The sequence below is a fragment of the Agrobacterium sp. rho-8.1 genome, from assembly GCF_033957725.1.
Lineage (GTDB): Bacteria > Pseudomonadota > Alphaproteobacteria > Rhizobiales > Rhizobiaceae > Agrobacterium.
Genome location: NZ_CP192788.1, coordinates 2,394,057 through 2,418,673, shown reverse-complemented (window position 1 = coordinate 2,418,673; position 24,617 = coordinate 2,394,057). Strand labels below are relative to the sequence as shown.

Genomic DNA, 24,617 nt, shown 5'->3' with positions numbered 1-24,617 from the left:
GCGAGATCAACCTCCGCGCTTCGGTTCACGAGCGAGAACCGGCTTTGTGTTGATACAGCAATTATAACGCGTTCATGACAGGCGCGTGTCAAGCGCCCGGCCTTTACCCATCATACAAGCTTGTCAAACCGCGTGCGCAAGCGGCGGAGCAAACATGGCGGGAACAGCCAGAGCCTCGAAGCTCGGTTTGGCCAGCAGATATCCCTGGATGAGGCTGACGCCGAGGTCTCTCAGTACCGACATCTCCCCGTAGGTTTCCACGCCTTCGCACAGCGGCGTGATGTTGAGTTCAAACAGCATGTTCAGGGTGTGCTTGACGATGGTGCGCCTGAAAATGTCGGTATCGATGCCGCGAATGATGTCCATATCCAGCTTGACGATATCGGGCTGAAAATGGGTGAGCAGGCCCAAGCCAGAATGCCCTGCACCGAAATCGTCGATGGCCGTCTTGAAACCCATGTCCCGGTAGGTCCGCAGAATATCGAGAACATGCTTCGTATCGAGCTTTTCGTTTTCGGTAAATTCGAAGATGATGCGGTTGAGCGGAAACCCCGTCTTCATTGCCGTCTGCAAGGTCAGGCGGATACAGGCGCGCGGCTCATAGACGGCATTCGGCATGAAATTGATCGACAGTTTCGCGTCGTCTTCGGGATCGTAAAGCTTTGCTGCAAGCTCGATGGCCTTGACGCGGCACTGCTGGTCGAACGCGTAGCGGTTGTCATCACTGACGCGACTTAAAACAGAGCCTGCACCTTCGCCAGTCGGTCCGCGCACCAGCGCCTCGTGGGCGAAGACCTTGCCTGTGGTGATATCGACAATCGGCTGGAAAGCCATGGAAAATGGTACGTCAAATGCTGCGCCGTCGCGGCAACCATTGCACTGTGTGGGCATTGGCAAGCTCTCTCTTTCCGATATTTTCGACACATTAGAGGATAAGGGATTAAGCTTTTGTTGCCGCCGTGCTGTCAGTCACAACTTCTGCGCTATAACCATGGTCTTCGTGTCTCCACCGCTCGCTTTTCGCATCGAGAGACGGCATGATGACCGCACATGATTTGCCCCACTCAGCCGAGACACGATATGAACGACGCTCCCCAGCAGCCACCCAGGATCAACCGCGGCAGTCTTCAGGAACTGATTGGCGGTTTGAGCGACGGCATCATCCTTGTGGAGCCGAACGGCGACATCGCCTGGGCCAACGGATCGGCGCTCGAGATGCACCGGGTCGACAGAATCGAAGATCTGGGTGCCGACGCCAGGGAATATCGGCGACGGTTCACGCTGCGCTATCGCAACAACCACCTGCTGGACGAGGGGCAATACCCGCTCGAACGCCTGCTGGCGGGTGAAACGATCGACGATGTGACGGTGGAAATATCGCCTGCGGACGATCTCGATCTGGTGTGGGTGCACACCGTGCGTAGCATGATCATTTCCGATGGCACGGACAAGCCGGATGTTCTGGCGCTGATCCTGCGCGACGAGACGCCGCGTTTCGAGGCTGAAGAACGGTTCGAGCGCTCTTTCAACGCCAATCCCGCGCCGGGTCTCATCTGCCGGCTGGATGACCACCGTTTCATCCGCGTCAATGAAGGCTTTCTGGAAATGACGGGATTTTCCAAGGAGGACGTGGTCGGCAAGACGGTCGAGGCCATCGGTCTGTTTTCGAACTGCGACACGGGTGAGGATGCCTTGACCAAGCTGAACGACGGCCGGGTGATCCGCCACCGCGAAGCGCTGGTGCCGCTGCCCGATGGTGGTGACCGGCTGGTGATCGTGGCCGGAGAACCGATCTCCGTGGTCGAGGAGCCGTGCATGCTCTTCACCTTCGCTGATCTCGATGCCAGACGAAAAGCCCAGAACGCCCTGCGCCAGAGCGAGGAGCGCTTTTCCAAATCCTTCAAGCTTTCGCCCGCACCCGCTGCCGTTTCGCGGCTGGACGATTTCGTGTTTACGGAGGTCAACGACGCGTTTCTGCAGGTCTCCGGTTATGGTGTGACCGAGATCACCGGGCGCACGGCAAGCGACCTTCGCCTTTGGGAGGATGTTGCCGCACGCCGTGCGCTGGAGGAAAAGCTGCGCGACAATATCTTCGTTCGCAACGAAGCGATGCGCATGCGCCAGAAGGACGGCGGCATGGCCGACTGCCTCGTTTCCGCCGAGCGGGTGGAAATCAATGACGAGCAATGCGTCATCTGGGCCCTTCAGGACGTGACCGAGCGCAGGCGCAGCGAAGCGCAGCTTGTCGAAGCCATCGAAAGCGTCATGGCCGATACGTCCTGGTTCAGCCGGTCCATCGTTGACCGTCTGGCGACGCTCAAGCATCAGTCGACGGCGGCACCCACCGCGCAATTGATGGAGCTGAGCGACCGCGAGCGTGAAATTCTGGGCCTGATCTGCAACGGCCAGAGCGATGCCGAAATGAGCGACACGCTGCATCTGTCCAAGAACACGATCCGCAATCACATTGCCTCGCTTTACGGCAAGATCGGCGTCAACCGTCGGGCGGCGGCGGTAATCTGGGCACGCGAACGGGGTTTTACCGGCGTGAGCGACAGCAAAACCGGGACAGGCGCCAAGGCCAAAGCCAAAAAATAACCAAAAAACGGGCGAGATTTCGTAAAAAAGGTCATTTTCTACCAATTCCAATAGTATTTCCCGCTCTACAAAACCTTGTCGGGCGGCTGTATCTCCTATGGCATGACGTTGGCTCCCACACGGGCTCCCCACCGACGTCAGACCGTTAAAAACACAGTTTTAGGAAGGATACATCATGGATAAGAACCGTATCGAAGGTGCCGCCAAGGAACTGAAGGGCACGATCAAGGAAGCTGCCGGCAAACTGACCGGCAACAAAAAGCTGGAAGCCGAAGGCCGGGGCGAGAAGATCGCGGGCGAAGTGCAGAGCACCGTGGGCAAGGGTGTGGACGCCGTAAAGGGCGTTTTCAAGTAAACGTCGATCCAGAAATCGGGCTCGCCAGCATTGGCGGGCCAGACCAAAGGAGGCAAGCCCGCCATGTTTTTCCCCGTCTTCTCCCCGTCATCAGACGCATCTTCCGGCCAGTGTGCAACCAGTGCCGCGATTAAATCGTTATTGGCCTACGCACATGGTCTTGAAGACTGCCAGATCGACGTCGAGGTGTCCTCGGGTATCGTCACGCTCACCGGCAAAGCAACTTGCGTCGCTGCCGTGGACAAGGCGATCGGGATTGCCGCCGACATTTCGTCCATGCCGGTCTTCAGCGACATCGATGTGCGCGAGACACGCCTGACCCCACCCAAGCAGTCTGCTCGTGGCCCCAAGAGGGTTCAACGGACATCCGGCACAATTCTTCAGATGAAAAGAGACATCACATGAAAAAGACACTCATCCTCGCGCTTGCAGGCGCAATGGCCATGACTTCAGCCGCATCCGCCGCGGGCACCCAGCACTCCAGAAAGCCTGTTGAAAAGGTTGTCAGCCAGCCCAAGGAGCGTCTGGGCACGCTGTCTTGCGAAGTGGCAGGCGGCATCGGCCTTCTGGTCGGTTCCAGCCGTGCGGTCGATTGCCAGTTCAAGCAGCGCGTTGGCAAGGTGGAACGCTACACCGGCACCATCGGCAAGCTCGGTCTTGACGTCGGCGTCACCGGCAAGTCCTACATCAGCTGGGTGGTCGTCAACACCGAACCAACAACCGTAGGTCAGGGTAGCCTGGCAGGCACCTATGTCGGCGCATCCGCCCGCGCTTCGCTGGGCATCGGCCTCGGTGCCAACGCGCTGGTCGGCGGTAACGCCAAGAACTTCGGCCTCCAGCCACTCAGCGCAGAATCCGGCATGGGCGTCAACGTCGCCGCGGGTGTTTCGCGCCTGCAGCTGCGCGCCGTTCGCTAAGACTTGATATCAATGATCGACGCCCCCTTTTCCCGATAGAAGAGGGGGCGTCTTTTTGTGCGTGTGGAGGATCATATCGCTGCAACGCCTCCTCCTCCTCTTGGCGTATTGGAGCAGAGCCGCCTGTCCGGCGACAAGAAATTGGCTGATGCGCCCGCTCTGCCGGGGCTGGAAAGCGCGCCACGCGGACGCCGCGCCAGTGCCAACCGCGCCTGGGACCTGTTGATGATGAACGCCCGTGCGCAGGCCGAAAACTATGTGCGGCTGCTGCCCGCAGCGCACGGGCCGCCACCCTTCGTGCTGGTCTGCGATGTCGGCCACTGCATTGAAATCTATGGCAATTTTCGCCGTGATGGCAAAGCCTACGACCAGTTCCCGGACCGCCGTTCCTTCCGCATCTACCTGGAGGATCTGCGTGACGAGACGGTGCGGGCGCGGCTGAAAGCCATCTGGACCAACCCGGTTTCGCTTGATCCTTCGCTGCATGCGGCAAAGGTCACGCGCGATATCGCCACCCGCATTGCCAAGGTCAGCCAGGCGCTGGAAAAATCCGGCTATGCGGCGGAAGAAGTGGCGATGTTCCTCATGCGCATGCTTTTCACCATGTTTGCCGAGGACGTGCAGCTTCTGCCGAAGGATTGCTTCAAGGACCTGTTGAAGGACTGCGCGCAAAAGCCGGAGATTTTCCCCGGCATGATGGAGGACCTGTGGAAGGCGATGGATGAGGGCGGCTTTACCGCGACCATCCGCCAGAAGGTGAAGAAGTTCAACGGCGAGTTCTTCAAGAACCGCAAGGCGCTGAAGCTCGCCAAGGAAGAAATCGGCGAGCTGGTGGCAGCCGCCAACCACGACTGGAAAGACGTGGAACCCGCCATTTTCGGTACGTTTCTGGAACAGGCGCTGGACCCCACGGACCGGCGCAAGCTGGGCGCGCATTACACGCCGCGCGCCTATGTGGAACGGCTGGTCATCGCCACCGTCATCGACCCCTTGCGCGCTGAATGGGACAATGCCCGCTCCACCGCCGACCGGCAGAAGGCCGAGGGCAAGGCGGATGCGGCCATCAAAACCGTGCAGGCCTTTCACGATACGCTGTGCGAAACCCGCGTGCTGGACCCGGCCTGCGGCACGGGAAACTTCCTGTATGTCTCGCTGGAACTGATGAAACGTCTGGAAGGCGAGGTGCTGGAAGCACTGGTCAACCTTGGTGGACAGGAAGGGCTGGCGCTGGAAACCCACACGGTCGATCCGCACCAGTTTTTAGGCATCGAGGTCAACCCGCGCGCCGCCGCCATTGCCGAGCTGGTGCTGTGGATCGGCCATCTGCAATGGCACTTCCGCAACCGCGGCGTTGCGCCGTCAGAACCCATTCTGAAAGCCTTCAGGAATATCCAGAACATGGATGCGGTGCTGAAATGGGATGGTTACCCCATGCCCAAGGTGGTGGATGGCAGGGAAGCCTACCCCAACCCGCGCCGCCCGGACTGGCCCAAGGCGGATTACATCGTTGGCAACCCGCCGTTTGTGGGCGGCAAGGATATCCGCGCGCGCATGGGCAGCGCCTATGCCGAGGCGCTGTGGAAAGCGCACAAGCACATGAATGAAAGCGCCGATTTCGTCATGTACTGGTGGGATCGTTCGGCGGAAATTCTGCTGAAACCCAAAAGCACGCTCAAACGCTTCGGTTTCGTCACCACCAATTCCATCAGCCAGGTTTTTCAGCGCCGGGTGATGGAGGCGCATCTCAATGCCAAGAAGCCGCTCTCGCTGACCATGACCATTCCCGACCACCCCTGGACCAAGGTCACCCGCGACAGCGCCGCCGTGCGCATTGCCATGACGGTGGCGCAGGCGGGCAAGTTTGAAGGACGGTTGCTGGAGGTGACATCGGAAGAGGCGGTCGAGACGGACAGCCCGGTGATCCTGTTTGCGGAGAAGCAGGGGAAGATCAACTCGGATTTGACGGTTGGGGTGGATGTGGCCTCTGCTGTGCCAATGAAAGCGAATGAAGGCTTGTCATCAAAAGGTATGATGCTAGTCGGACTCGGATTTCTATTAACTGCGAGTGAAGCAGTTGCCTTGGGGTTGGGCGCCGTAAAGGGATTAGAAAATGTAATAAAAGACTACAGGAACGGTAGAGATATTACTTCTCGCCCAAGGAACTTGAAAGTAATTGATTTGGATGGATTCGATCTTGAAGAAGTAAGATCAGAATTTCCACGCATTTACCAACACCTCTTGGTTACGGTGAAGCCAGAGCGCGATAAGAACCCGGAGGTTTCGCGACGACTAAACTGGTGGCTTTTTGGAAGAAGAAATACCGAAACGCGTGGATTTTTGGCTAGTGAGACCAAATATATCGCCACGGTTGAGACAATGAAGCACCGTATTTTCCAGTTTCTTGATACATCTGTTGTGCCTGATAACAAGTTGGTTGCCATCGGCCTCAGTGACGATTTTTCGCTTGGTGTACTTTCATCTGGATCTCATGTGATTTGGGCGATCCGCACTGGCAGCTGGTTAGGTGTCGGCAACGATTCCGTTTATGTCAAATCCCGCTGCTTCGACTCCTTCCCGTTCCCCGACGCGACTGACACCCAGAAAGCCACCATCGGTGCCATCGCCGAGGAACTCGATGCCCACCGCAAGCGGGTTCTGGACGAGCATCCGCATCTAACGCTGACAGGGCTTTACAATGTGCTGGAGCGGCTGAAGGCGGGGGCGAGGCCAGATGAGCTGAATGAGAAGGAGCGGCGCATTTTTGATGATGGGCTGGTGCTGATCATCAAGGAGTTGCACGAGCGGCTGGATGCTGCGGTGGCGGATGCCTATGGCTGGCCGGTGGATCTGGCGGAAGAAGAGGTGCTGGCGCGGCTGGTGGCCCTGAACAAGGAGCGCGCCAAGGAAGAAAAGCGCGGTCTGGTGCGCTGGCTGCGGCCGGATTACCAGATCCCGCGCTTCGGTTCCGACAAGGAAAAGGCCGAGCAGATCGATGCCGATTTCGGTGAGGCGGCGGTGGCGAAAGCCGGGCCGAAGCCGAGTTTCCCGACCGACGAGCGCGACCAGACGCCTGCCGTTCTGCACCAGCTTATGGACGCCGAAGGCCCTATCGATGCGGCTGATATCGCCAGCAGCTTCAAGCAGGGTCGCAAGTGCCTTGGTGCCGTTCAAGCCGTGCTGAACGCGCTATCGCGCATGGGGCTGGTCTCGACAGTGGATGGCAAACGCTTTGCATGGCGGCGGGTGGCTTAGTCCGTTTCCCTTGCCCAAGGAAACGCGCTGAAGCCTCAGTTCTCGATTTTCTCGACCACCAGTGTTCGCCCATGGGCGGATGCGATGCGCACGCGAGTGCCTGCGGGCAGGTCGTCGCCCTGAACCGGCCACCAGGTATCATCCAGCCGGATGCGGCCACGCGCCTCGGCAATGGGTTCCTGCAAGGTTGCGGTTCGGCCGATGAGGCTGGCTTCGCGCTGGTTGAGGAAGGGCTCATCGGTCTTGGCGTAATCGCGGCCGTAATAGCGGCGACCCAGAATGGCAAAGGCAACTGAGAGCACCGCAAACAGCAGCAGCTGGACGTGCCAGCTCCATAGTGCCGTATCCCACAGCGCCAGCGAAATCGCGCCGATGACGAGGGCGGCGGCTCCGATCCAGATGAGGAACACACCGGGGGCAACGAGCTCTGCGGCCAGCAGGATGGCGGCCAGTATCCACCAGCTCCACGGCCCCAGATCGGTGACGAGCCTTGCGATCATCTCATCTCTCCGAGGACGGGCCGAACGGATTGTTGGGGATGGTCACGTTGATGGTCTGGCCTGTCGGGCGGCTGGAGGACGGCGGAACGGAGCTGCGCTGTCTTGCCGGGGCCGGTGTTTCCGGCGATGCGGCAGCGTCACTGTTCTTGCCGAACACTTCCTTGGCGATAGCACCGATGCCGCCGAGCGAGCCGATCAGCGACGACGCTTCCATCGGCATCAGCACGATCTTGGAGTTCTTGGCGGTGCCGATGGCGGCCATGGCCTCGGTGTATTTCTGGGCGATGAAGTAGTTGATGGCGTGGATGTCACCGGCAGCGATGGCCTCCGACACCATGCGGGTGGCGTTGGCTTCGGCTTCGGCCAGACGTTCGCGCGCCTCGGCATCGCGGAAGGCGGCTTCGCGCTGGCCCTCGGCCTCGAGAATGGCGGATTGCTTGGCACCTTCGGCCCGCAGGATCTGTGCGTTTCGCGAACCTTCGGCTTCCAGCACCTGCGCGCGCTTTTCACGCTCGGCCTTCATCTGGCGGGCCATGGAATCCACCAGATCCTTTGGTGGCGCGATGTCCTTGATCTCGATGCGAGTGACCTTGATGCCCCATGGGCCAACGGCTTCATCAACCACGCGCAACAGGCGGTCGTTGATGGCATCGCGGTTGGACAGGAGTTCGTCGAGATCCATCGAGCCCATGACCGAGCGGATGTTGGTCATGGTCAGGTTCTGGATCGCGAATTGCAGATTGGTGATCTGGTAGGCGGCCTGTGCCGCGTTCAACACTTGATAGAAGGCAACGGCATCTGCCGAAACGCTGGCATTGTCCTTGGTGATGACTTCCTGGGTGGGAATATCCAGCACCTGTTCCATCACATTCAGCTTTGCGCCGACGCGCTCGATATAGGGCGTGAGGATGTTGAGGCCGGGTTCCATGGTGCGCGTGTAGCGCCCGAAGCGTTCCACCGTGTAGCGATACCCCTGCGGAACCGTCTTGATGCCGGCAAACAGCGTCAGAATGACGAGCCCCACGACAACGATCACGACAATATCGAAACCACCCAGATCAAACATCCCCATCTCCCTCATATGCTGGCAGGCGTTGTGTCGGCTGCGGTTACACCCAGCCCTGCAACTCCCTGCGTACAACTTTCTCGAGAACCCGCATACCCTCAGAACTGTCGTTCAGGCAAGGGATATGGGAAAATTTCTCGCCGCCGTTGTGGTGAAAAATCTCGCCTGCTTCGCCTGCAATTTCCTCAAGCGTCTCCAGACAGTCCGACACGAAGCCGGGATTCATCACCGCGATGCGCTTGACGCCTTCCTTGGCCAACCGCTCCACCGTCTTGTCGGTGTAGGGCTGCAACCATTCTTCCGGTCCGAAACGGGACTGGAAGGTGATCATGAAACGATCCTTGTCCAGACCCAGCTTTTCGCGCAGAAGACGACCGGTTTTCATGCACTGGCAATGATAGGGATCGCCCTTCTTGAAGTAGGATTGCGGAATGCCGTGGAAGGAGGCGATGATCTTTTCCGGCTCCCAATCCAGCGTTGCCAGATGGGTTTTGACCGAGTTGGCGAGCGCATCGATATAGGTGTCGTCGTCATGATAGGGCGGCACGGTGCGCAATGCAGGCTGCCAGCGCTGCTTCATCAGATATTCGAAGGCCTTGTCGTTGACGGTCGCTGTGGTTGCCGCCGCAAACTGCGGATAGAGCGGAAACAGCAGTATTTTTTCACACCCTTGCGCCTTTAGCGCGTCCATGCGTTCAGCAATGCTTGGTTTGCCATAGCGCATGCCCCAATCGACGACGACATTGGGCAGGTCGGTCAGCATTTTGGCCAGCGCCTCGCCCTGGTTGCGGGTGTAGGTGCGCAGATAGCTTTCGTTGAGATCGTGGTTCCAGATTTCCTCATAGGCCTTACCCACCTTTTGCGGGCGCTTGTTCAGCACGATGCCATAGAGAATAGGGTACCAGAACAGCCGCGACCATTCGATGACGCGCTTGTCGCTCAGGAATTCCGCCAGATACCGGCGCATGGATTTGTAATCCGTGCCATCGGGTGTGCCGAGATTGACGAGGAGAACGCCAACCTTGCCGAAGGCGACCTTCGGGTGGTCTGGCGGGAAATGTGCTGTTTGAAGCGTGGAATTGTCTGCGATCATGAAATCGTCCTGAAATCTCTAAGGGGTGCGACGCTCTACGTCCGCGCATGTGTCATGGATCAACTTGTAGAACATTGATCCGCCAATCTGAATTTATTTTTGATAGAACCTGCGCGGCATTTCAACGCGTTGTGATGGCTGAGTGACATATAGATATAAGATGTAGCCATCTGAGAGTTGAATAGTGATGCGGCAGACGTCGGTGTGCGTGGCTCACCCCCCTCTGTCCTGCCGGACATCTCCCCCACAGGTGGGGAGATCGATATGCGGCAACGCCGCAGCCATCTTTAGCGTCTGTAGTTTTAGCGAAGGTCTCTCGCCTTGCCGATCTCCCTCCTTGTGGGGGAGATGTCCGGCAGGACAGAGGGGGTGAGCCACGCACACTGACCTCTGCTGCAAGCGGCAGTTAAGTTTAGGCGATCAAAAATGAAGTCTTCTATCGAAGCCAGTCCACGGGAGCTGGCTTCGATAGAGTGATATCGAACAATCACTGTGCAGGAACGTTTAGCTCCTCGCCAACTTCAATGTGGTTTGGACGCTTCAGCGCGTTGGCTTCCGCAATCTTCTTCCACTCGAGACCATTGCCGTATTTTTCAGCGGCGATTTTCCACAGCGAGTCACCGCGTGCGACTGTATATTTCGCAGCCGATGATGCCATTGTGGTGGTGGCTGCCGGGGCGGCTGGTGTTGTCGCCGCTGGTGCCTGCGCCGGTGTTGCCGGGGCGGGAGTGGCTGGCTTTGCGGCTTCCTTCGGAGGCGCTACGTAATCGGTTGGCGTTACGTCCGTGACGCGACCATCGGTGTAGGGCTTGTAAGGGCTGTGCGAACCGATATAGGCCGCGACGGCATCTTCAAGGCTTGGTCCGAAGTCGTAGGGGTTGATGGCCTTGGTGGCAAAGGTCTTGAAGCCATCGCCGCCCGTGCGGGTATAGTTGTTGGTCACCACGCCATAGGTCTTTTCCGGGTCGAGCTTGACGAACGCGTCGCCTTCCTTGACCTCGACGGAGACGATGCGGCTGCCCGCTGGCTTGGAGCGGTCGAAGGCGTATTTCAGGCCAGCCGTCTGAACGAAGCGGCCTGCGCCTTCCTCGATCTGGCTTGCGCCGTTTTCAAGGGCTGCGACGAGATCGACGCCCTTGATCTGGAAGGTGGCGATGGAGTTCTGGAACGGCAGAACCGTCAGCACTTCGCCCATGGTCACAGGACCGGCATCGATGGAGGCGCGCAAACCGCCGCCATTCTGGATGGCGATGGTGATGCCCTGATCCTTCACGCGGTCGAGCAGCGCATCCGACACCAGGTTGCCCATGGTGCATTCCTTGACACGGCAGACTTCACGCGCGCCTTCAATCGGGGCTTCGCTGGTGCCGATTTCCTTCTGCTTCATCTCTTCCAGCGGTGCGGCCAGTTCGGCCACGCGCTTGGTAAAGGCTTCGTCCGGGGTGACCGATGCGTCGAGCAGCTTGGGTGCGCCGCTGGTGGATTTGACCACACCGCTATCGTCGAATGTGACCGAGAGGTCGCCGAGATATTTGGAATAGGCATAGGCTGTCACGATCGGCACGTCGACGCCGGAAGGATCCTTGACGAGTGTTGGGTATGGGCCTGCGGCCTTCGGATCTGTGCTGGACAGCAGCGTATGGCTGTGACCGCCGACGATGACATCGATACCATCGACCGAGCGGGCGATTTCCTGATCCTTGACATAACCGACATGGGAGAGAACAACGATCTTGTTGACGCCCTGATCCTGGATTTCCTTGACGGCACCCTTGAGATATTCGATCTCGTCTTCAAACGTCACCTTGTCGCCGGGCGACGAGGTTTCGTTGGTGTCCTTGGCCAGCACGGAAACGACGGCGACCTTCTGTCCGCCCATCTCCTTGATGATATAGCCCTTGAACTTGTCCTTCAGCTCGGAGCCGTCGGCGATCTTGGTATTGCCGGAGATGATGGGGAATTTCAATGCGTTGATGAACTTCAGCAGTTCGGCGGGGCCGTCATCGAACTCGTGGTTGCCGATGGCCATGGCATCGAAGCCGATGCCGTTCATGAACTCGGCCACGGGGCCGCTTTTATACTGGGTGTAGAACAGCGAGCCCTGGAACTGATCACCGGCATCGAGCACGAGAATATTGGCGTTGGCGCCGAGTTCTGCGCGGCGGGCGTCGATGGCGCTTTTCACACGGGCGATGCCGCCGAAGCATTCCTTCTTGTCAGCCTCTGCCGTGGAGCAGGTGGAGTCGAACTTGTTGATCGCTTCGATGCGCGAATGCAGATCGTTGATGTGAAGAATATTGAGTTGGTAATCGGCCAGAGCCGCACCGGCGGAAAGCGCAACGACCGAGGCGGTCATCAGGCCAAATCTCAAAATCCTGTTCATCGTTCTGTCTCTCCTGTTTTAAGCGAAAAGCTGAAGGGCTCGTCCCGGCCATCATAGCTAATGTGGAAGTGTGTCAGTCTTTCAACGATGATGTTTTCATCTCGCAGCATCTGCCGCAAGTAGAATTATGACAGGATTGCGCAAATAAAAACGCGCGCTGCACGCGCGCGTTGAAAGAAACGCCCTAGAGCGCTTCCTTGTTAAATGGAAACGTTCTGCCGGAGCAGGTTTTCGACAGGGCAAAGGCGATTGGCGAAGGGCATACCCGAAGGTACGTCCGAGCCAGTCGCCTTTGATCCTGGCGGAAAAATGCCCGGCCCTTCGGGTTGGTTGAAACGGGCCACCTGCTTGCCCGGACAGCTTGGCCGTATGCTACGGCTACGGCACGCGCCGCCCGGACAATCAGTTGATCCCGTTTGAACCAACAGAACCGTTGCCATTTAGCAAGGAAGCGCTCTAGAGAGACTTGAAGTCGGGGTCAGCCCTGACGCGTCAGCGTGAACTGGCTGTTGCTGTCCGTCGTGCAGTTGAGCTGCGAACGGGAGATGAGAGCGCAATTGACGCGCGACTGTGTATTGCGCACCAGCGAGGTCATGTTGATCTCGTAAAGCGTTGGCGACAGGGTCACATAGGTGCCCGATGCCAGAAGCGTGTTGCTGTCCGTCGAACGGGTAGAGAAAGCGCCCGCCTGGAACGTGGATACGATGCCGTTCTTGTCGACCCAGCGGCCGTCGACCGCCGGACCCTGCGACATGGCAGACGGCATGGGGCGTGGGGACTGCGTGGAAGGAACGCATGCGGAGGCGGCAATTGCGGCCAGAACCAAGGCTGCGCCTGTCTTGAAATTCATCTCTTTCGTCTCCTGCGATTCTTCCGATCTCTTTGAAAGACCATGGATGGAAGTTTAATCTAATGCAAGCGAACGACGACCTCTATGCACGGGTTCCCAGCATGCCTGACAAAAGCAGAGGCGTTGCAAACCGGCACCAGTGGTCGCCAAGTGTTTAGCCGCGCACCAGAATATTTCGGAACTGCCACGGGTCGCTGGTGTCGATATCGTCGGGAAACAGACCCGGTCTGCCATCGATCGGCGTCCACTCGGTGTAATGGCCTTCGACCGGGCCGAGGTAACGCTTCTGGATGCCAAGGCAGCGGCGATAATCGATCTCGTCGGCCTCAACGATCCCTTCCTTCGGGTTTTCCAGCGCCCAGACCATGCCTGACAGAACGGCCGAGGAAACCTGAAGGCCGGTGGCGTTCTGGTTGGGGGCAAGTTGACGTGCCTCTTCCAGTGTCAGCCGCGAGCCGTACCAATAGGCATTCTTTTCGTGGCCGTAGAGGAAGACCCCCAGTTCGTCCGCACCATCGGCCAGTTCGTCTTCGGTCAGAACATGCTGAACCGGCTGGGCCGTGCCGCCATTGCCGAACATCTCGTACAGCGACACCACTGCATCATTGCAGGGGTGATAGGCGTAGTGGCAGGTGGGGCGAAAATCGACATGGCCGCGCTTGTCGCGCACGGTGAAGTAGTCGGAAATCGAAATCGCTTCATTGTGGGTGACCAGCAGGCCATATTGGGGGCCGAGCGTCGGGCACCATGTGCGCACGCGGGTGGTCGCGCCGGGCTGATCGAGGAAGATGGCGGCCTTGCTTCCCTTTTTCTGCTTTTTGGCGTTTTTCGGCATCCACTTCTCGTGGCTGCCCCAGCCGAGTTCGGCTGGTTGCATACCTTCGGCGATGAAGCCTTCGACGGACCATGTGTTCCAGAAGGTGTTGAAGGGTTTCGGATCCTTTGCGCGTTGCGTATCGCGTTCGGCAATGTGGACGCCCTTGACGCCGAGCGTCTGCATCAGCAGCGCCCAGCCTTCGCGGTCATCGGCTGCGGGCTCTTCGAATTCAAGGCCGGTGTCGTTTGCCAGATTGACCAGTGCCTGTTTGACGAACCACGACACCATGCCGGGGTTGGCACCGCAAGTGGAAACGGCAGTCGTGCCACCGGGGCGCCTGGCTTTTTCCTTCAACATGGTTTCGCGCAGCGCATAATTGGTGCGCGCTGAATTGTCGGCGTCGGTATCGAAGTAGAAGCCCGGCCACGGCTCGACCACCGTGTCGATGTAGAGCATGCCGTATTTGCGGCACAGCTTCATCAGGTCAACGGAGGAGGCATCGACGGACAGGTTGACGCAAAAGCCCTGGCCTTCGACGTTCTTGATCAGCGGCTTCAGCACATCTTTGTAATTGTCTTTGCTGAGGTGCGATCGGATGTGGCGGATGTTGCGGCTTTGCAGATATTCGGCAATGTCTTCTCTCGGATCGATGACGACGAGGCGCGACATGTCGAATTTGAAATGCCGTTCGATCAACGGAAGCGTACCACGCCCGATCGAGCCGAAACCGATCATGATGATGGGACCGGTTATTTCGCCGTAGATCGGGTATTCAACGTCCGTCATTCTGTCATTTCCTGTTTGAAGACAAGGCTTAAGCTAGATGATTAGTCCCCAACAATAAAGGGTAGCCGGATGACGGGCGTATGAAGCTTGGCGAAAAGGTAAACCGATATCTGTGCCCAGCTTGTAAAATCATCCATACAGCTTAGGGCTACGCTTTTCGATTGCAGGCTGTATAATAATCGTTGGGAAACCCGTCACGACCTTTAGGAGAGCGATATCGTGAGGCAAGAGACTGCCAGCCTGGATGGTCTTATCGAGCGGGTCATTGCCTTGCAGGATATGACGCCCGTCTTCATCGCGCTTTTCGACACCGACGACAGGCTGCGTCACGCCAACCGTGCCTTCCGGGAAGCCTTCAATCTGGCCAGCGATGCATTCCCACCATGGGCCGATATCCTGCGCGATAATTATCATGACCGAAAAGGCCTGATCATCACCACCGCAGATTTCGAGGCGTGGTTACTGTCAGCGCAATCGCGTCGGGGCAAGCTGCCGTTTCGGGGACTGGAGCTGGACCTGCATGACGGCCGCTGGATCTGGATGACTGAAACGGTTCAGGACGATGGTTGGATGCTGTGCGTGGGCAGCGACATTACCGCGCTGCGGCAAAACCAGCGCAGCCTGCGCCAGGATCGTGACATCGCCATGCGGGCCGCGCAGACGGATGAACTGACCGGAACCGCCAATCGCCGCTTCGTCTTCGCCAAGCTCGATGTCCAGATGGAAAAGGTCCAGAACGGGACGGAATGCCCGTTCGGGCTTTGTGTCATGGACATCGATTTCTTCAAGGTCATCAATGACCGCTTCGGTCATCAGGGCGGCGACACCGTGCTGCGGGACTTCGTCAAGATCGCTCACTCCACCATCCGTCGGTCCGATTGTTTCGGGCGTGTGGGCGGCGAGGAGTTCATGCTGATCATGCCGCGCACCAGCCTGCCGGATTGTATCGGTATCGTGGAGCGACTGCTGGACAAGGTCGCGACATCCTGTCCATTTCCCGGCGCTGCCGATTTTTCCTACAGCTGCTCGGCGGGGCTTTCGCTTTACCGGGCCGGAGAAACGGGTGCCGATCTCTATCAACGCGTGGATCGTGCGCTGTATGCGGCAAAGCAAAAGGGCCGTGCCCGGGTGGAGTGGGTTCTGGAGTAACGCGTCGATTGCGTCAAACCAATTCCGCTGCCACCAATCCATGTAGCGAATTGCCGACGAACAGCTTTCGTCCGTTCAGATCCTGCGGCCTCAACGCCTGTCCGCGTGCCCTGCGCTCACGGATGAGGTCGGCGCGAAGGACGCCGGGTAGAATGCCACTGTCGAGCGGTGGGGTCAGCAACTGGCCCTCGGCAGCTTCAACGAAGATGCTGGTGGTCGATCCCTCGCAGATTTCGCCGCGTTCGTTGAGCAGCAGGACCTCGTCGGCCTCACTGGTCGAGAATTCGGCCCGTGCGGCGTCATAGGGTTCGCGGCGCGAGGATTTGTGGCGGTAGAAGGTATCGCTGGAATCCAGCCGTGTCTTTTCCGCAATCTTCACGCGCCAGACGGCATTGACAGGCAGTGGCACGAAGGGCTCAGCGGCGATGTCGAGCTCGCCTTTGTAGGTCATGACCACGCGCACGGTCATCGGTTCCCTGCCGCCGACGACTGCGTTCAGCGCTTTGACCGTATCGACGGGTGCACGAAAACCCAGCGCGTCGGCCGAGCGCAGCAGACGACGCGTGTGCTGCTCCAGTCGCTGGAAACCGGTGGCAGGCTCCCAGCGCAGCGTTTCCCGCAAGGTCAGGTCGGCCGGTTTGCGTTTCATGATTGTCGTCCGTCATGCTGTTTACGTAAGGTAAGGTATATGAACCGGCGAAGCTTGCCCGAAATGGGAGCGTCGCCGGATTTCTCCTAATCTCAGTCCAGTGCCTCCAGCTCATCGATCAGGCCCTCGATCATCGACAGGCCCTTGTTCCAGAAGGATGGGTCGGTCGCATCGAGACCGAAGGGCTTCAGCAGCTCGGAATGATGTTTGGTGCCGCCAGCCTTCAGAAGCTCGAAGTATTTGTCCTGAAAGCCGCTGTCGGCATTCTGGTAGACGGCGTAGAGCGAGTTGACGAGGCAATCGCCGAAGGCATAGGCGTAGACATAAAACGGCGAATGGATGAAGTGGGGAACGTACGTCCACCAGTTCTCATAGCCTTCCGAAATCTTGATGGCCGGCCCGAGGCTTGTCCGCTGGACGGAAAGCCACAGCTCGCCAATCTGGTCTGCCGTGAGTTCGCCGTCCTTGCGGGCGGTGTGCACCTTGCGCTCGAATTCGTAAAAAGCGATCTGGCGCACGACCGTGTTGATCATGTCTTCGACCTTGCGGGCCAGCAGCGCCTTGCGTTCGCGTTTGTCTCTCGTGCCATCCAGCAGTTTGCGGAAGGTCAGCATTTCTCCGAAGACGGACGCCGTTTCGGCAAGGGTCAGTGGTGTGGCGCACATCAGCGCACCCTGTCCGCCCGCCAGCACCTGGTGGACACCATGGCCCAGTTCGTGGGCAAGCGTCATCACGTCGCGCGGCTTTCCGAGGTAATTGACCAGCACGTAAGGATGCGCCGAAGGCACGGTGGGGTGGGCGAAGGCACCCGGTGCCTTGCCGGGGCGGGCAGGGGCATCGATCCATTCTTCATCGAAGAAGCGGCGGGCGATATCGGCCATCTCAGGTGCGAAATCGCCATAGGCCGAGAGCACCATGTCCTTTGCGTCGTCCCACGGTATGACGGCGTTGGACGTATCGGGCAGGGGCGCGTTGCGGTCCCAGTAGTTCATCTGGTCCATGCCCAGCCACTTGGCCTTCATCTTGTAATAGCGATGCGACAGGCGCGGATAGGCTTGCGTCACTGCCTTTGCCAGCGCATCGACCACCTCTCGCTCGACGCGGTTGGCCAGATGGCGGCTGTCGGCAATGTCTTCGAACTTGCGCCAGCGGTCGGAGATTTCCTTATCCTTGGCGAGCGTGTTGGTGATCAGCGTGAAGACGCGCAGATTGTCCTTGAAGGTGGCGCTCAGCGCTTGCGCTGCCTTTTTGCGGGTTTCCGTGTCCGGTTCCTGCAAAAGATTGAGCGTTTCTTCCAGTGCGAGGCTCTTGCCGTCGACGTCGAAGCGCAACTCGGACATGGTTTCATCGAACAGGCGGTTGAAGGCGGCGGCACTGGTCATCGACTTTTCAAGAAACAGCTGTTCCAGCCTGTCATCCAACTGGTGCGGCTTGTCCTTGCGAAGGTCAACGAGCCAGGGCTTGTAATGGCTGGTCAGCGGATCGTTGGCGATGGCCGCGTCGATTGTCGCATCTTCGATGCGGTTGAGTTCCAGCGCGAAAAACAACAGGTTCGACGACATCTCGGTCAGCTTCGACTGTGCGTCGCCGTAAATCTTGCCGTTTGCTGGATTGGAGGTGTCGGAAAAATAGGTAAGGCCTGCGAAGGAGCCAATGCGACCAAGAAGATCGTCCAGCGCTTCATAGTCCTTCAGCGCGGCGCCAAGACCCTGATCGCCCGAGAGCGTGGCTGCTGCTTCCAGTTTGCCCTTCCACTTGGCTTCGAACGCCTTCGCATCTTTTGCCGCTTTTTCCAGCGCGCCCTTGTATTCGGACGATTCAGCGGACGGGTAGAGATCGGACAGCTTCCATGTGGGGAGGTCACCGAGGGCTGCGGTGCCCGCTTCCGCGGGAGAAAAGGCGGGCAGGGAGATCGATGTCTTCAAGGTCATGTCGGGCGTTCCTCTTTATCTCTTCGCCAAAGCATATGGGGGCTCTGTTTCCCGTGGCAATGCATAAAATGCAAGCAAATCTCAAAACTGGATGTTCAAGCCTTCCGTGCCACATTCGGTTCAAAGGGTCTGCATGAAGCAGGTCCATAAACCGGAAACCGGAGCCTGACATGACAGCGCAAGTACTCGTTATCGATGACGATCCTGTTCAGCGCCGCCTTTTGAGACAAGCGGTGGAGCGTTATGGACACCATCCAATCCTTGCCGAAAACGGCCGGGTCGGGCTGGAGCTGTTGAAACAACACAGCGGCGATATCAGCGTCATCGTTCTTGATCTGATGATGCCGGAGATGGACGGTCTGTCTTTCCTGAAAGCGGTCGGTGAACTGGGAACGGATGTGCCTGTCATCGTGCAGACCGGACAGGGCGGCATCGATACGGTGGTGCAGGCCATGCGCGCCGGGGCTTTCGATTTCGTGGTCAAGCCCGTCTCGCCTGAGCGTATCGGCTCTGCGATCGCCAACGCACTCAAGCTCGACCAGCGCGAAGCAAAGGCCCGCACGGGCAAGCGCTCGCGCAACCACACCGTCAATTTCAACGATATCGCTTCCGCAAGCCCTGCCATGCTGCGCGTGATCGAACTGGCGCAGCGTGCGGCGCAATCCAATATTCCTGTCGTGCTGGAGGGCGAATCCGGTGTCGGCAAGGAAATGATCGCCCGCGCTGTCCAATCAGGCAGCGACCGGGCGGGCAAACCCTTCATCACCGTCAATTGCGGGGCCATTCCGCACAATCTGGTGGAAAGCATTCTCTTCGGCCATGAGAAGGGCGCCTTTACCGGTGCCACCGAAAAGCACATGGGCAAGTTCATGGAAGCCGATGGCGGCACGCTGTTTCTGGATGAGATCGGCGATCTGCCGCTGGAGGTGCAGGTGAAGCTGCTGCGCGCCGTGCAGCAAGGCGAAATCGAGACCGTTGGCTCTGCCAAGGTTCAGAAGGTCAATGTGCGGCTGATTTCGGCTACGAACAAGGATCTGATCGAAGAGGTGAAGGAAGGCCGCTTCCGTGAGGACCTTTATTACCGCCTCAACGTCTTCCCCATCACCATCCCAGCTCTGCGTCGTCGCAAGGAAGACATTCCCTATCTGGCGCGTGTGTTTGCCGAGCGCTTCTCCATCGAGCAGAAACTGCCGCATTCTCTGGGTGTCAGCGCCGGTGCACTGGCCTTGCTGACGGCCTACGACTGGCCGGGCAATATCCGCCAGCTGGAAAATGCCGTGTTCCGCGCTGTCGTTTTAGCCCAGGGCGACGAATTGACGGAAGCGGATTTCCCGCAGATCGCGCTTCAGGTGCCCGAATTTGCGGGTGACGTTGTCGACCACGACACGCCGCACCGCCCGACAGAGCGCTCGCTGCTTGTGGCACCTGCCGTGGAAAACAGAAGCAGTGCCGCCGACATCATGTCGGTGATGGAAGCCATGGCGACGGATGATGAGCGGTCGGCTTCTGTATTCCCCGGCGGTAGCCTGATTGCCTCGACGGATGACAGCGGCGACGTTCGCAAGATCGCCGATATCGAAGAGGAGCTGATTCGGTTTGCGTTGCGGTTCTATCGTGGTCAGATGAGCCAGGTTGCGCGCAAACTCGGCATCGGACGCTCTACGCTCTACCGAAAGTTGAAGGATTATGGCATTGATCCTGATGATCCGCTGCGTGATGCCGCTTGATGCGGCAGACTAGGCCCTGAAGGAGCAATTGCAGTTTTTGTTAACCCCTGAGCAAGGATATTCGCTTACGGTCTGTAAACCTCTTGTTAGTGGAGCGTTCACTATATAGAGGAAGGTTGCACGTGTGTGGCAAATTTGCCATTGTGTCACCGTAATTCAGGTTCATTAGGACAACGTGACGAATTGTCTGCCAGGCGGGGATCAAATTGCCTTATCTGTATCGGAATAGCGCGACGACCGCCAAGGTCGCGCGCGGCTTGATCAAAGATATATGCGCAAAGCTGTCGGCGCGCGTTGTGACCTGCGCGTGCTTGCTGATGGCCGGTCTGCCCGCTCTTGGTGTTTCGGCGACGGAAGCTGCTGCCGAAACCCGCAGTCTGAAGCTCTATTATATCCACACAAAAGAAAAAGCCGTCATCACATTCAAGCGAAACGGCAAGTACGATCAGAAGGGTCTGCAGGAGCTGAACCGCTTTTTGCGTGACTGGCGTCGCAATCAGCCGACCAAGATGGATCCGCGTCTGTTCGATCTGGTGTGGGAAGTCTATCGCCGTTCCGGTGCCAATGAATACATCAACGTCGTCTCCGCTTTCCGCTCGCCAGAAACAAACGGCATGCTGCGCTCGCGCACCAAAGGTGTCGCTAAGAGCAGCCAGCACACGCTTGGCAAAGCGATGGATTTCTACATTCCCGGCGTGAAGCTGGGTCGCCTTCGCGAAATCGCCATGCAGATGCAGATTGGTGGCGTTGGCTTTTATCCGACTTCCGGCTCTCCCTTCGTCCATCTTGATGTCGGCAACGTACGTGCATGGCCCCGCATGAGCCGCCAGGAACTGGTGCGTATTTTCCCCAAGGGCAACACCATTCACCTTCCATCCGACGGCAAGCCCCTGCCGGGTTACGACCAGGCGCTGGCCGATTATCGCAAACGTGTGAGCTCCTCTTCGATCCAGGTTGCCAGCACGGCTGGCGATGGCCCTGCTTCTTCCTCATCGGGTGGCAAGCGCAAGACCTTGCTCGCCGCCCTGTTTGGTGGCGGTGATGAGGACGAAGATTCCGAAGGCATTGCAACGCCTGCACCGACCACGCGGTCGGCGGCACCTGCGGTTGCTCCTGTAGCGCAGGACGCTGAAGAAGAAGTGGCACCGCCAACGGCAGTGGCCGTTGCCTCTGCTGAGCCGCTACCCGGTGGCGTCAATGCACCGTTGCCGACAGCCCGCCCAACTTTCCGCAATCAGGAAGGCGCGACAGGGCTTGCGACAGCGCTTTACTCTCCAGCGCGTAACGCCGCGCAGGACGCACTTCAGGCGGCGACGACACCGACCCCTATGGCTGCCCCTGCAGAACAGCAGTTTGCCGATCTCGCGCAATATTCCATTCCTGTGCCGACCCTGCTCGGGCCTCGCCGCATGAAGGGTGACGCCGATGGCACAGTCATGGCGGCGCTGGGCTCTGAAAGCATGCCGGGCGATGCGCTTGCAGCTCATGTTCCGGTTCCTGCCAACCGTCCCGCTGTCGCGGAAGCCTTGCTTGCCAACGCCAATTCCGAGACGGATGGCCAGGAAGACGAAGCGGAGCAATCATCGCTTTCGCCTGTCGTCGTTGCAGCTCTCGAGCAGAGCGGACAGGATGCTCGCTCGGCCATGATCGCAACGGCGATGCCGAGCGCTGCACAGTTTCCGGCTTCCGTCACAAGCACCAAGCCTGCCGAAAAGCCTGTCCAGACGGCGAAAGCTGCGCCTGCTGCGACGTCGCAGGACTATGGCGACGAGTTCGATGTAAAGCCAAAGGCCAATACTGGCGGTCTGACTGCTGGCCTTCCTACAAAGGGCGGTCGTCCGAGCAAGAAGGACGCTGCCGTCGCCGAGGAGGCGATGGTGAGTGGTGGTCGTTTGACCCAGGAAGCCATTTCGGACTGGGCTCTGAGCCAGGACAAGGGCGTCACCGGTCGCTCTGTGAAGGCGCCACGCGTCGTCAAGAATCGCATGCTCAGCCACGATATGTCGGCCTCTGCGGCCACGGCCAGCTTCCGTCCCGGTGCAGCAGCGATCGATTCCAGCCGCTTCAGCACTCCGGTGAAGATGCCGTAAGGCAGCTGTCGTAACATTTGATTATCGAAATGCCGCCTGGTGATCTCCTTGGAGATGACCGGGCGGTTTTCGTTTTGGCTGTTTTGGGCCGCTTGCTTGCAACTCCCTTCAAATTTCATTAGAGATCGGCAATAGACCTGCCGATAGGTCGTGTTTATCGCAATGTCGGGGCAAGATTCGTTGCGTAGAAGATTATCATCTGACCAGTAATCGATGGTGTCGCACGCTCATGACCATAATAGCCAACCTTGCTCCCAAGCAGATTGCCCAACTGTCTACATCCACGATTGCTGGGCTTAGCAGTGCCGATCTTGGTCAACTCAATTCTGCGCAAATCAAAGCCTTTACATCAACCCAGGTCGGTGCGCTGACGACCACGGTCGTGGCGTCACTTTCCACGCAGGCCGTGAGTGCGTTAGCGCCCAAATCGATCACCGGGCTGAGCCTGTCGCAGGTCGCCGCCCTCGGAACGACGCAGGTGTCCGGCTTATCGACTGCGCAGATCAATGCGCTCTATGCCAGCCAACTCGATGGGTTTTCCGCACCGCTGATCGAAGCACTCAACACCGCGCAGGTCTCGGCGCTGACCAGTCAGCAGGTCAGTGTCTTGTCCGCCGACGACCTCAACAGCTTCACCTCGGAAGAGATCGCGTCCTTGAAGAAGGCCTCCATTCCCGGGATAAAGACATCGGCGCTTGCTGGTCTTGCAACCGACAAGATCACCGCGCTGACCACTGTACAAGTGGCGGCACTGACGTCGTCGCAAATGAAAGCGCTGACCTCCGAGCAACTCACAGCGCTAACGGCGGAGCAGTTTTCGGCATTGACCGCAACGCAGATTGCCGGTTTATCCACGGCGGTGATGAGCACGCTGAACAGCGATAAGCTCGCTGCTCTCAGCACCAAGCAGATTTCCGCCTTAACCACCGGCCAGTTCGAAGCATTGAGTTCAACCAGTCTTGTTGCGTTGAACGAAGGCCAAGTCTCCGGCCTGGGTTCACAGCAGGTTTCGACGCTGTCTTCCGCCGAGCTCAACAGCTTTACGGCCGCAGAGATCGCGTCGATCAAGAAGGCATCCATTGCCGGTTTGTCGACGGTGGCGCTTGCGGGTCTGACTACCGACAGGATTGCAGCCCTGACGGTAACGCAGGTGGCGGCCTTGTCATCGACGCAGATGAAGGCGCTCACATCCACGCAGCTCTCGGCGTTGACAGCGGACCAGTTCTCCGCACTGACCACCAAACAGATTGCAGGGCTTTCCAGCGACGTGCTCGCCAATCTCAGCAGCGCACGGCTCGGCGGGCTCTCCACAAAGCAGATCACCGCGTTGACCACGGCTCAGTTCGAGGCATTGAACTCCACCAGCCTTGCCGGGCTCGATGCGCAGCAGGTTGTCGGGCTGAACGCGAAACAGGTGGCAACCCTGTCTGCGGATGAGCTCAACAGTTTCACGGGGGAGGAAATTGCGGCCATCAAGAAGGCAGCGATTGCCGGATTGACCCCCGTTGCATTGGCTGGACTGTCTACCGACAAGATACCATCGCTGACAACGGCGCAACTCTCCAGCCTCTCCGCCGAGCAGATGCAGGCGCTCACGTCGGCACAGCTATCGGCGCTGACGCAGGACCAGATGAGCGCGCTATCGGCCAAACAGATCGGCGGCCTGTCGACGGCCGTCATTGCCAGTCTGGATGACGATGTTTTCGCGGCTTTCAATACAAAGCAGATCGCAGCCCTAACGGCTGCACAGTTCGAGGCATTGAGAAGCTCGAGCATCGAAGCTCTTCAAGAAACCCAGGTTGCAGGGCTGAATTCCAAGCAGGTCGCAACCCTGTCGGCCGCAGAGCTGAACAGTTTCAGCGCCGAAGAAATCGCGTCGATCAAAAAAGTCGCCATTGTCGGGCTGACGACCTCGGCGATTGCAGGCCTTTCGACGGATCTCATTCAGGCCTTGACGACGGGTCAGATCGCCGCGCTGTCCACCACCCAGATGAAAGCGCTGACATCCGATCAGTTGGCGGCACTGACACCCGAGCAGTTTGCGGGTCTGACGCCACGTCAGATTTCCGGATTTTCGACAGCTGCCATCAGCCAGCTGGGTGGCGACAAGTTGGCGGCCATGGGTTCCAAACAGATCGCAGCGCTGACGACAGCACAGTTTGCCGCTTTGAGTTCGCAAAGTATCGAAGCGCTCACGGATGTGCAGGTTGCGGCGTTGAATGCCCAGCAGGTTGCAACATTGGATGCGAGCGAGCTGAACAGTTTCGAATCGTCCGAGATTGCATCGATCAAGAAATCCGCGCTCGCCGGACTGTCGGTTGCTGCCTTGGGCGGGATGGAGGAGGATAAGATCGAATCGTTTACGACGACGCAAATTCAGGCCATGAGCGCCGCGCAGGTCAACATCGTGATTGCCGCCTACAAGGATAATTGAGGGCTAAATCCCTGATACGA

17 protein-coding genes and 2 pseudogenes are annotated in these 24,617 nt (G+C 58.6%); 10 read left to right on the top strand and 9 right to left on the bottom strand.

What is annotated here, in order from left to right; all coding sequences use genetic code 11:
• Positions 1 to 123 precede the first annotated feature (123 nt).
• Positions 124 to 891, bottom strand: a complete 768-nt coding sequence (locus RMR21_RS12020; protein ID WP_498668232.1) for an EAL domain-containing protein — start codon at positions 889 to 891, stop codon at positions 124 to 126.
• 189 nt (positions 892 to 1,080) lie between these two features.
• Here RMR21_RS12020 and RMR21_RS12015 point away from each other — a divergent pair, with 189 nt between their 5' ends.
• The 5 genes from RMR21_RS12015 (at position 1,081) to RMR21_RS11995 (ending at position 7,122) form a co-directional block, all read left to right on the top strand.
• The gene (locus RMR21_RS12015) at positions 1,081 to 2,598 is read left to right on the top strand and encodes a helix-turn-helix transcriptional regulator (protein ID WP_498668231.1); all 1,518 of its coding nucleotides are present in this window, start codon (positions 1,081 to 1,083) and stop codon (positions 2,596 to 2,598) included.
• A 175-nt stretch (positions 2,599 to 2,773) separates the two neighbouring features.
• On the top strand, positions 2,774 to 2,953 hold the full coding sequence (locus RMR21_RS12010; RefSeq protein WP_498668230.1) for a CsbD family protein: 180 nt from the start codon (positions 2,774 to 2,776) through the stop codon (positions 2,951 to 2,953).
• Between the two features lie 63 nt (positions 2,954 to 3,016).
• Positions 3,017 to 3,358, top strand: coding sequence for a BON domain-containing protein (locus RMR21_RS12005; RefSeq protein ID WP_498668229.1), 342 nt, complete (start codon positions 3,017 to 3,019; stop codon positions 3,356 to 3,358).
• Positions 3,355 to 3,870: a DUF992 domain-containing protein gene (locus RMR21_RS12000; protein ID WP_498668228.1), complete on the top strand. Its 516-nt coding sequence runs from the start codon at positions 3,355 to 3,357 to the stop codon at positions 3,868 to 3,870. The genes RMR21_RS12005 and RMR21_RS12000 overlap by 4 nt, the downstream gene beginning before the upstream one ends.
• Positions 3,871 to 3,927: 57 nt before the next feature.
• The gene (locus tag RMR21_RS11995; RefSeq protein WP_498668227.1) at positions 3,928 to 7,122 is read left to right on the top strand and encodes a class I SAM-dependent DNA methyltransferase; all 3,195 of its coding nucleotides are present in this window, start codon (positions 3,928 to 3,930) and stop codon (positions 7,120 to 7,122) included.
• Between the two features lie 35 nt (positions 7,123 to 7,157).
• On the opposite strand, the gene RMR21_RS11990 is transcribed toward RMR21_RS11995, so the two are convergent.
• The 6 genes from RMR21_RS11990 to RMR21_RS11965 form a co-directional block, all read right to left on the bottom strand.
• Complete coding sequence (locus RMR21_RS11990; RefSeq protein ID WP_498668226.1) at positions 7,158 to 7,622, bottom strand: NfeD family protein; 465 nt, start codon at positions 7,620 to 7,622, stop codon at positions 7,158 to 7,160.
• A gap of 1 nt (position 7,623) precedes the next feature.
• Positions 7,624 to 8,688 carry an SPFH domain-containing protein gene (locus RMR21_RS11985; RefSeq protein ID WP_498668225.1) on the bottom strand — a complete coding sequence of 355 codons (1,065 nt, stop codon included), beginning with the start codon at positions 8,686 to 8,688 and terminating at the stop codon, positions 7,624 to 7,626.
• Positions 8,689 to 8,731: 43 nt separating this feature from the next.
• Positions 8,732 to 9,781 (bottom strand): ferrochelatase, encoded by a 1,050-nt coding sequence (gene hemH / locus RMR21_RS11980; RefSeq protein ID WP_498668224.1) that lies wholly within the window; start codon positions 9,779 to 9,781, stop codon positions 8,732 to 8,734.
• 487 nt (positions 9,782 to 10,268) lie between these two features.
• Positions 10,269 to 12,164, bottom strand: coding sequence for a 5'-nucleotidase C-terminal domain-containing protein (locus tag RMR21_RS11975; protein ID WP_498668223.1), 1,896 nt, complete (start codon positions 12,162 to 12,164; stop codon positions 10,269 to 10,271).
• 478 nt (positions 12,165 to 12,642) lie between these two features.
• Positions 12,643 to 13,014, bottom strand: coding sequence for an outer membrane lipoprotein Omp10 (gene omp10 / locus RMR21_RS11970; RefSeq protein WP_498668222.1), 372 nt, complete (start codon positions 13,012 to 13,014; stop codon positions 12,643 to 12,645).
• Positions 13,015 to 13,168: 154 nt separating this feature from the next.
• The gene (locus RMR21_RS11965; RefSeq protein WP_498668221.1) at positions 13,169 to 14,617 is read right to left on the bottom strand and encodes a homospermidine synthase; all 1,449 of its coding nucleotides are present in this window, start codon (positions 14,615 to 14,617) and stop codon (positions 13,169 to 13,171) included.
• 240 nt (positions 14,618 to 14,857) lie between these two features.
• Between RMR21_RS11965 and RMR21_RS11960 the strand changes: the two genes are divergently transcribed.
• On the top strand, positions 14,858 to 15,766 hold the full coding sequence (locus RMR21_RS11960; protein ID WP_498670154.1) for a GGDEF domain-containing protein: 909 nt from the start codon (positions 14,858 to 14,860) through the stop codon (positions 15,764 to 15,766).
• A gap of 13 nt (positions 15,767 to 15,779) precedes the next feature.
• Here RMR21_RS11960 and RMR21_RS11955 read toward each other — a convergent pair whose 3' ends face one another.
• Complete coding sequence (locus RMR21_RS11955; RefSeq protein WP_498668220.1) at positions 15,780 to 16,415, bottom strand: aminotransferase class IV family protein; 636 nt, start codon at positions 16,413 to 16,415, stop codon at positions 15,780 to 15,782.
• Positions 16,416 to 16,507: 92 nt separating this feature from the next.
• A complete protein-coding gene (locus RMR21_RS11950) occupies positions 16,508 to 18,346 on the bottom strand; it encodes a M3 family oligoendopeptidase (protein WP_498668219.1) in 1,839 nt (612 codons plus the stop codon).
• A 170-nt stretch (positions 18,347 to 18,516) separates the two neighbouring features.
• Here RMR21_RS11950 and RMR21_RS11945 point away from each other — a divergent pair.
• From RMR21_RS11945 to RMR21_RS11930, 4 genes and pseudogenes are all read left to right on the top strand, one after another.
• A pseudogene (locus RMR21_RS11945) lies at positions 18,517 to 19,728 on the top strand (sigma-54-dependent transcriptional regulator); the annotation flags it as partial.
• A 147-nt stretch (positions 19,729 to 19,875) separates the two neighbouring features.
• Positions 19,876 to 20,073 (top strand): annotated as a pseudogene (locus tag RMR21_RS11940) (helix-turn-helix domain-containing protein); the annotation flags it as partial.
• Between the two features lie 206 nt (positions 20,074 to 20,279).
• On the top strand, positions 20,280 to 22,163 hold the full coding sequence (locus RMR21_RS11935; protein WP_498668218.1) for a peptidoglycan L,D-endopeptidase MepK: 1,884 nt from the start codon (positions 20,280 to 20,282) through the stop codon (positions 22,161 to 22,163).
• Positions 22,164 to 22,392: 229 nt separating this feature from the next.
• Entirely contained in the window at positions 22,393 to 24,597 is a 2,205-nt protein-coding gene (locus RMR21_RS11930; RefSeq protein WP_498668217.1) for an ice nucleation-like protein, read from the top strand.
• The last annotated feature ends 20 nt before the right edge of the window (positions 24,598 to 24,617 follow it).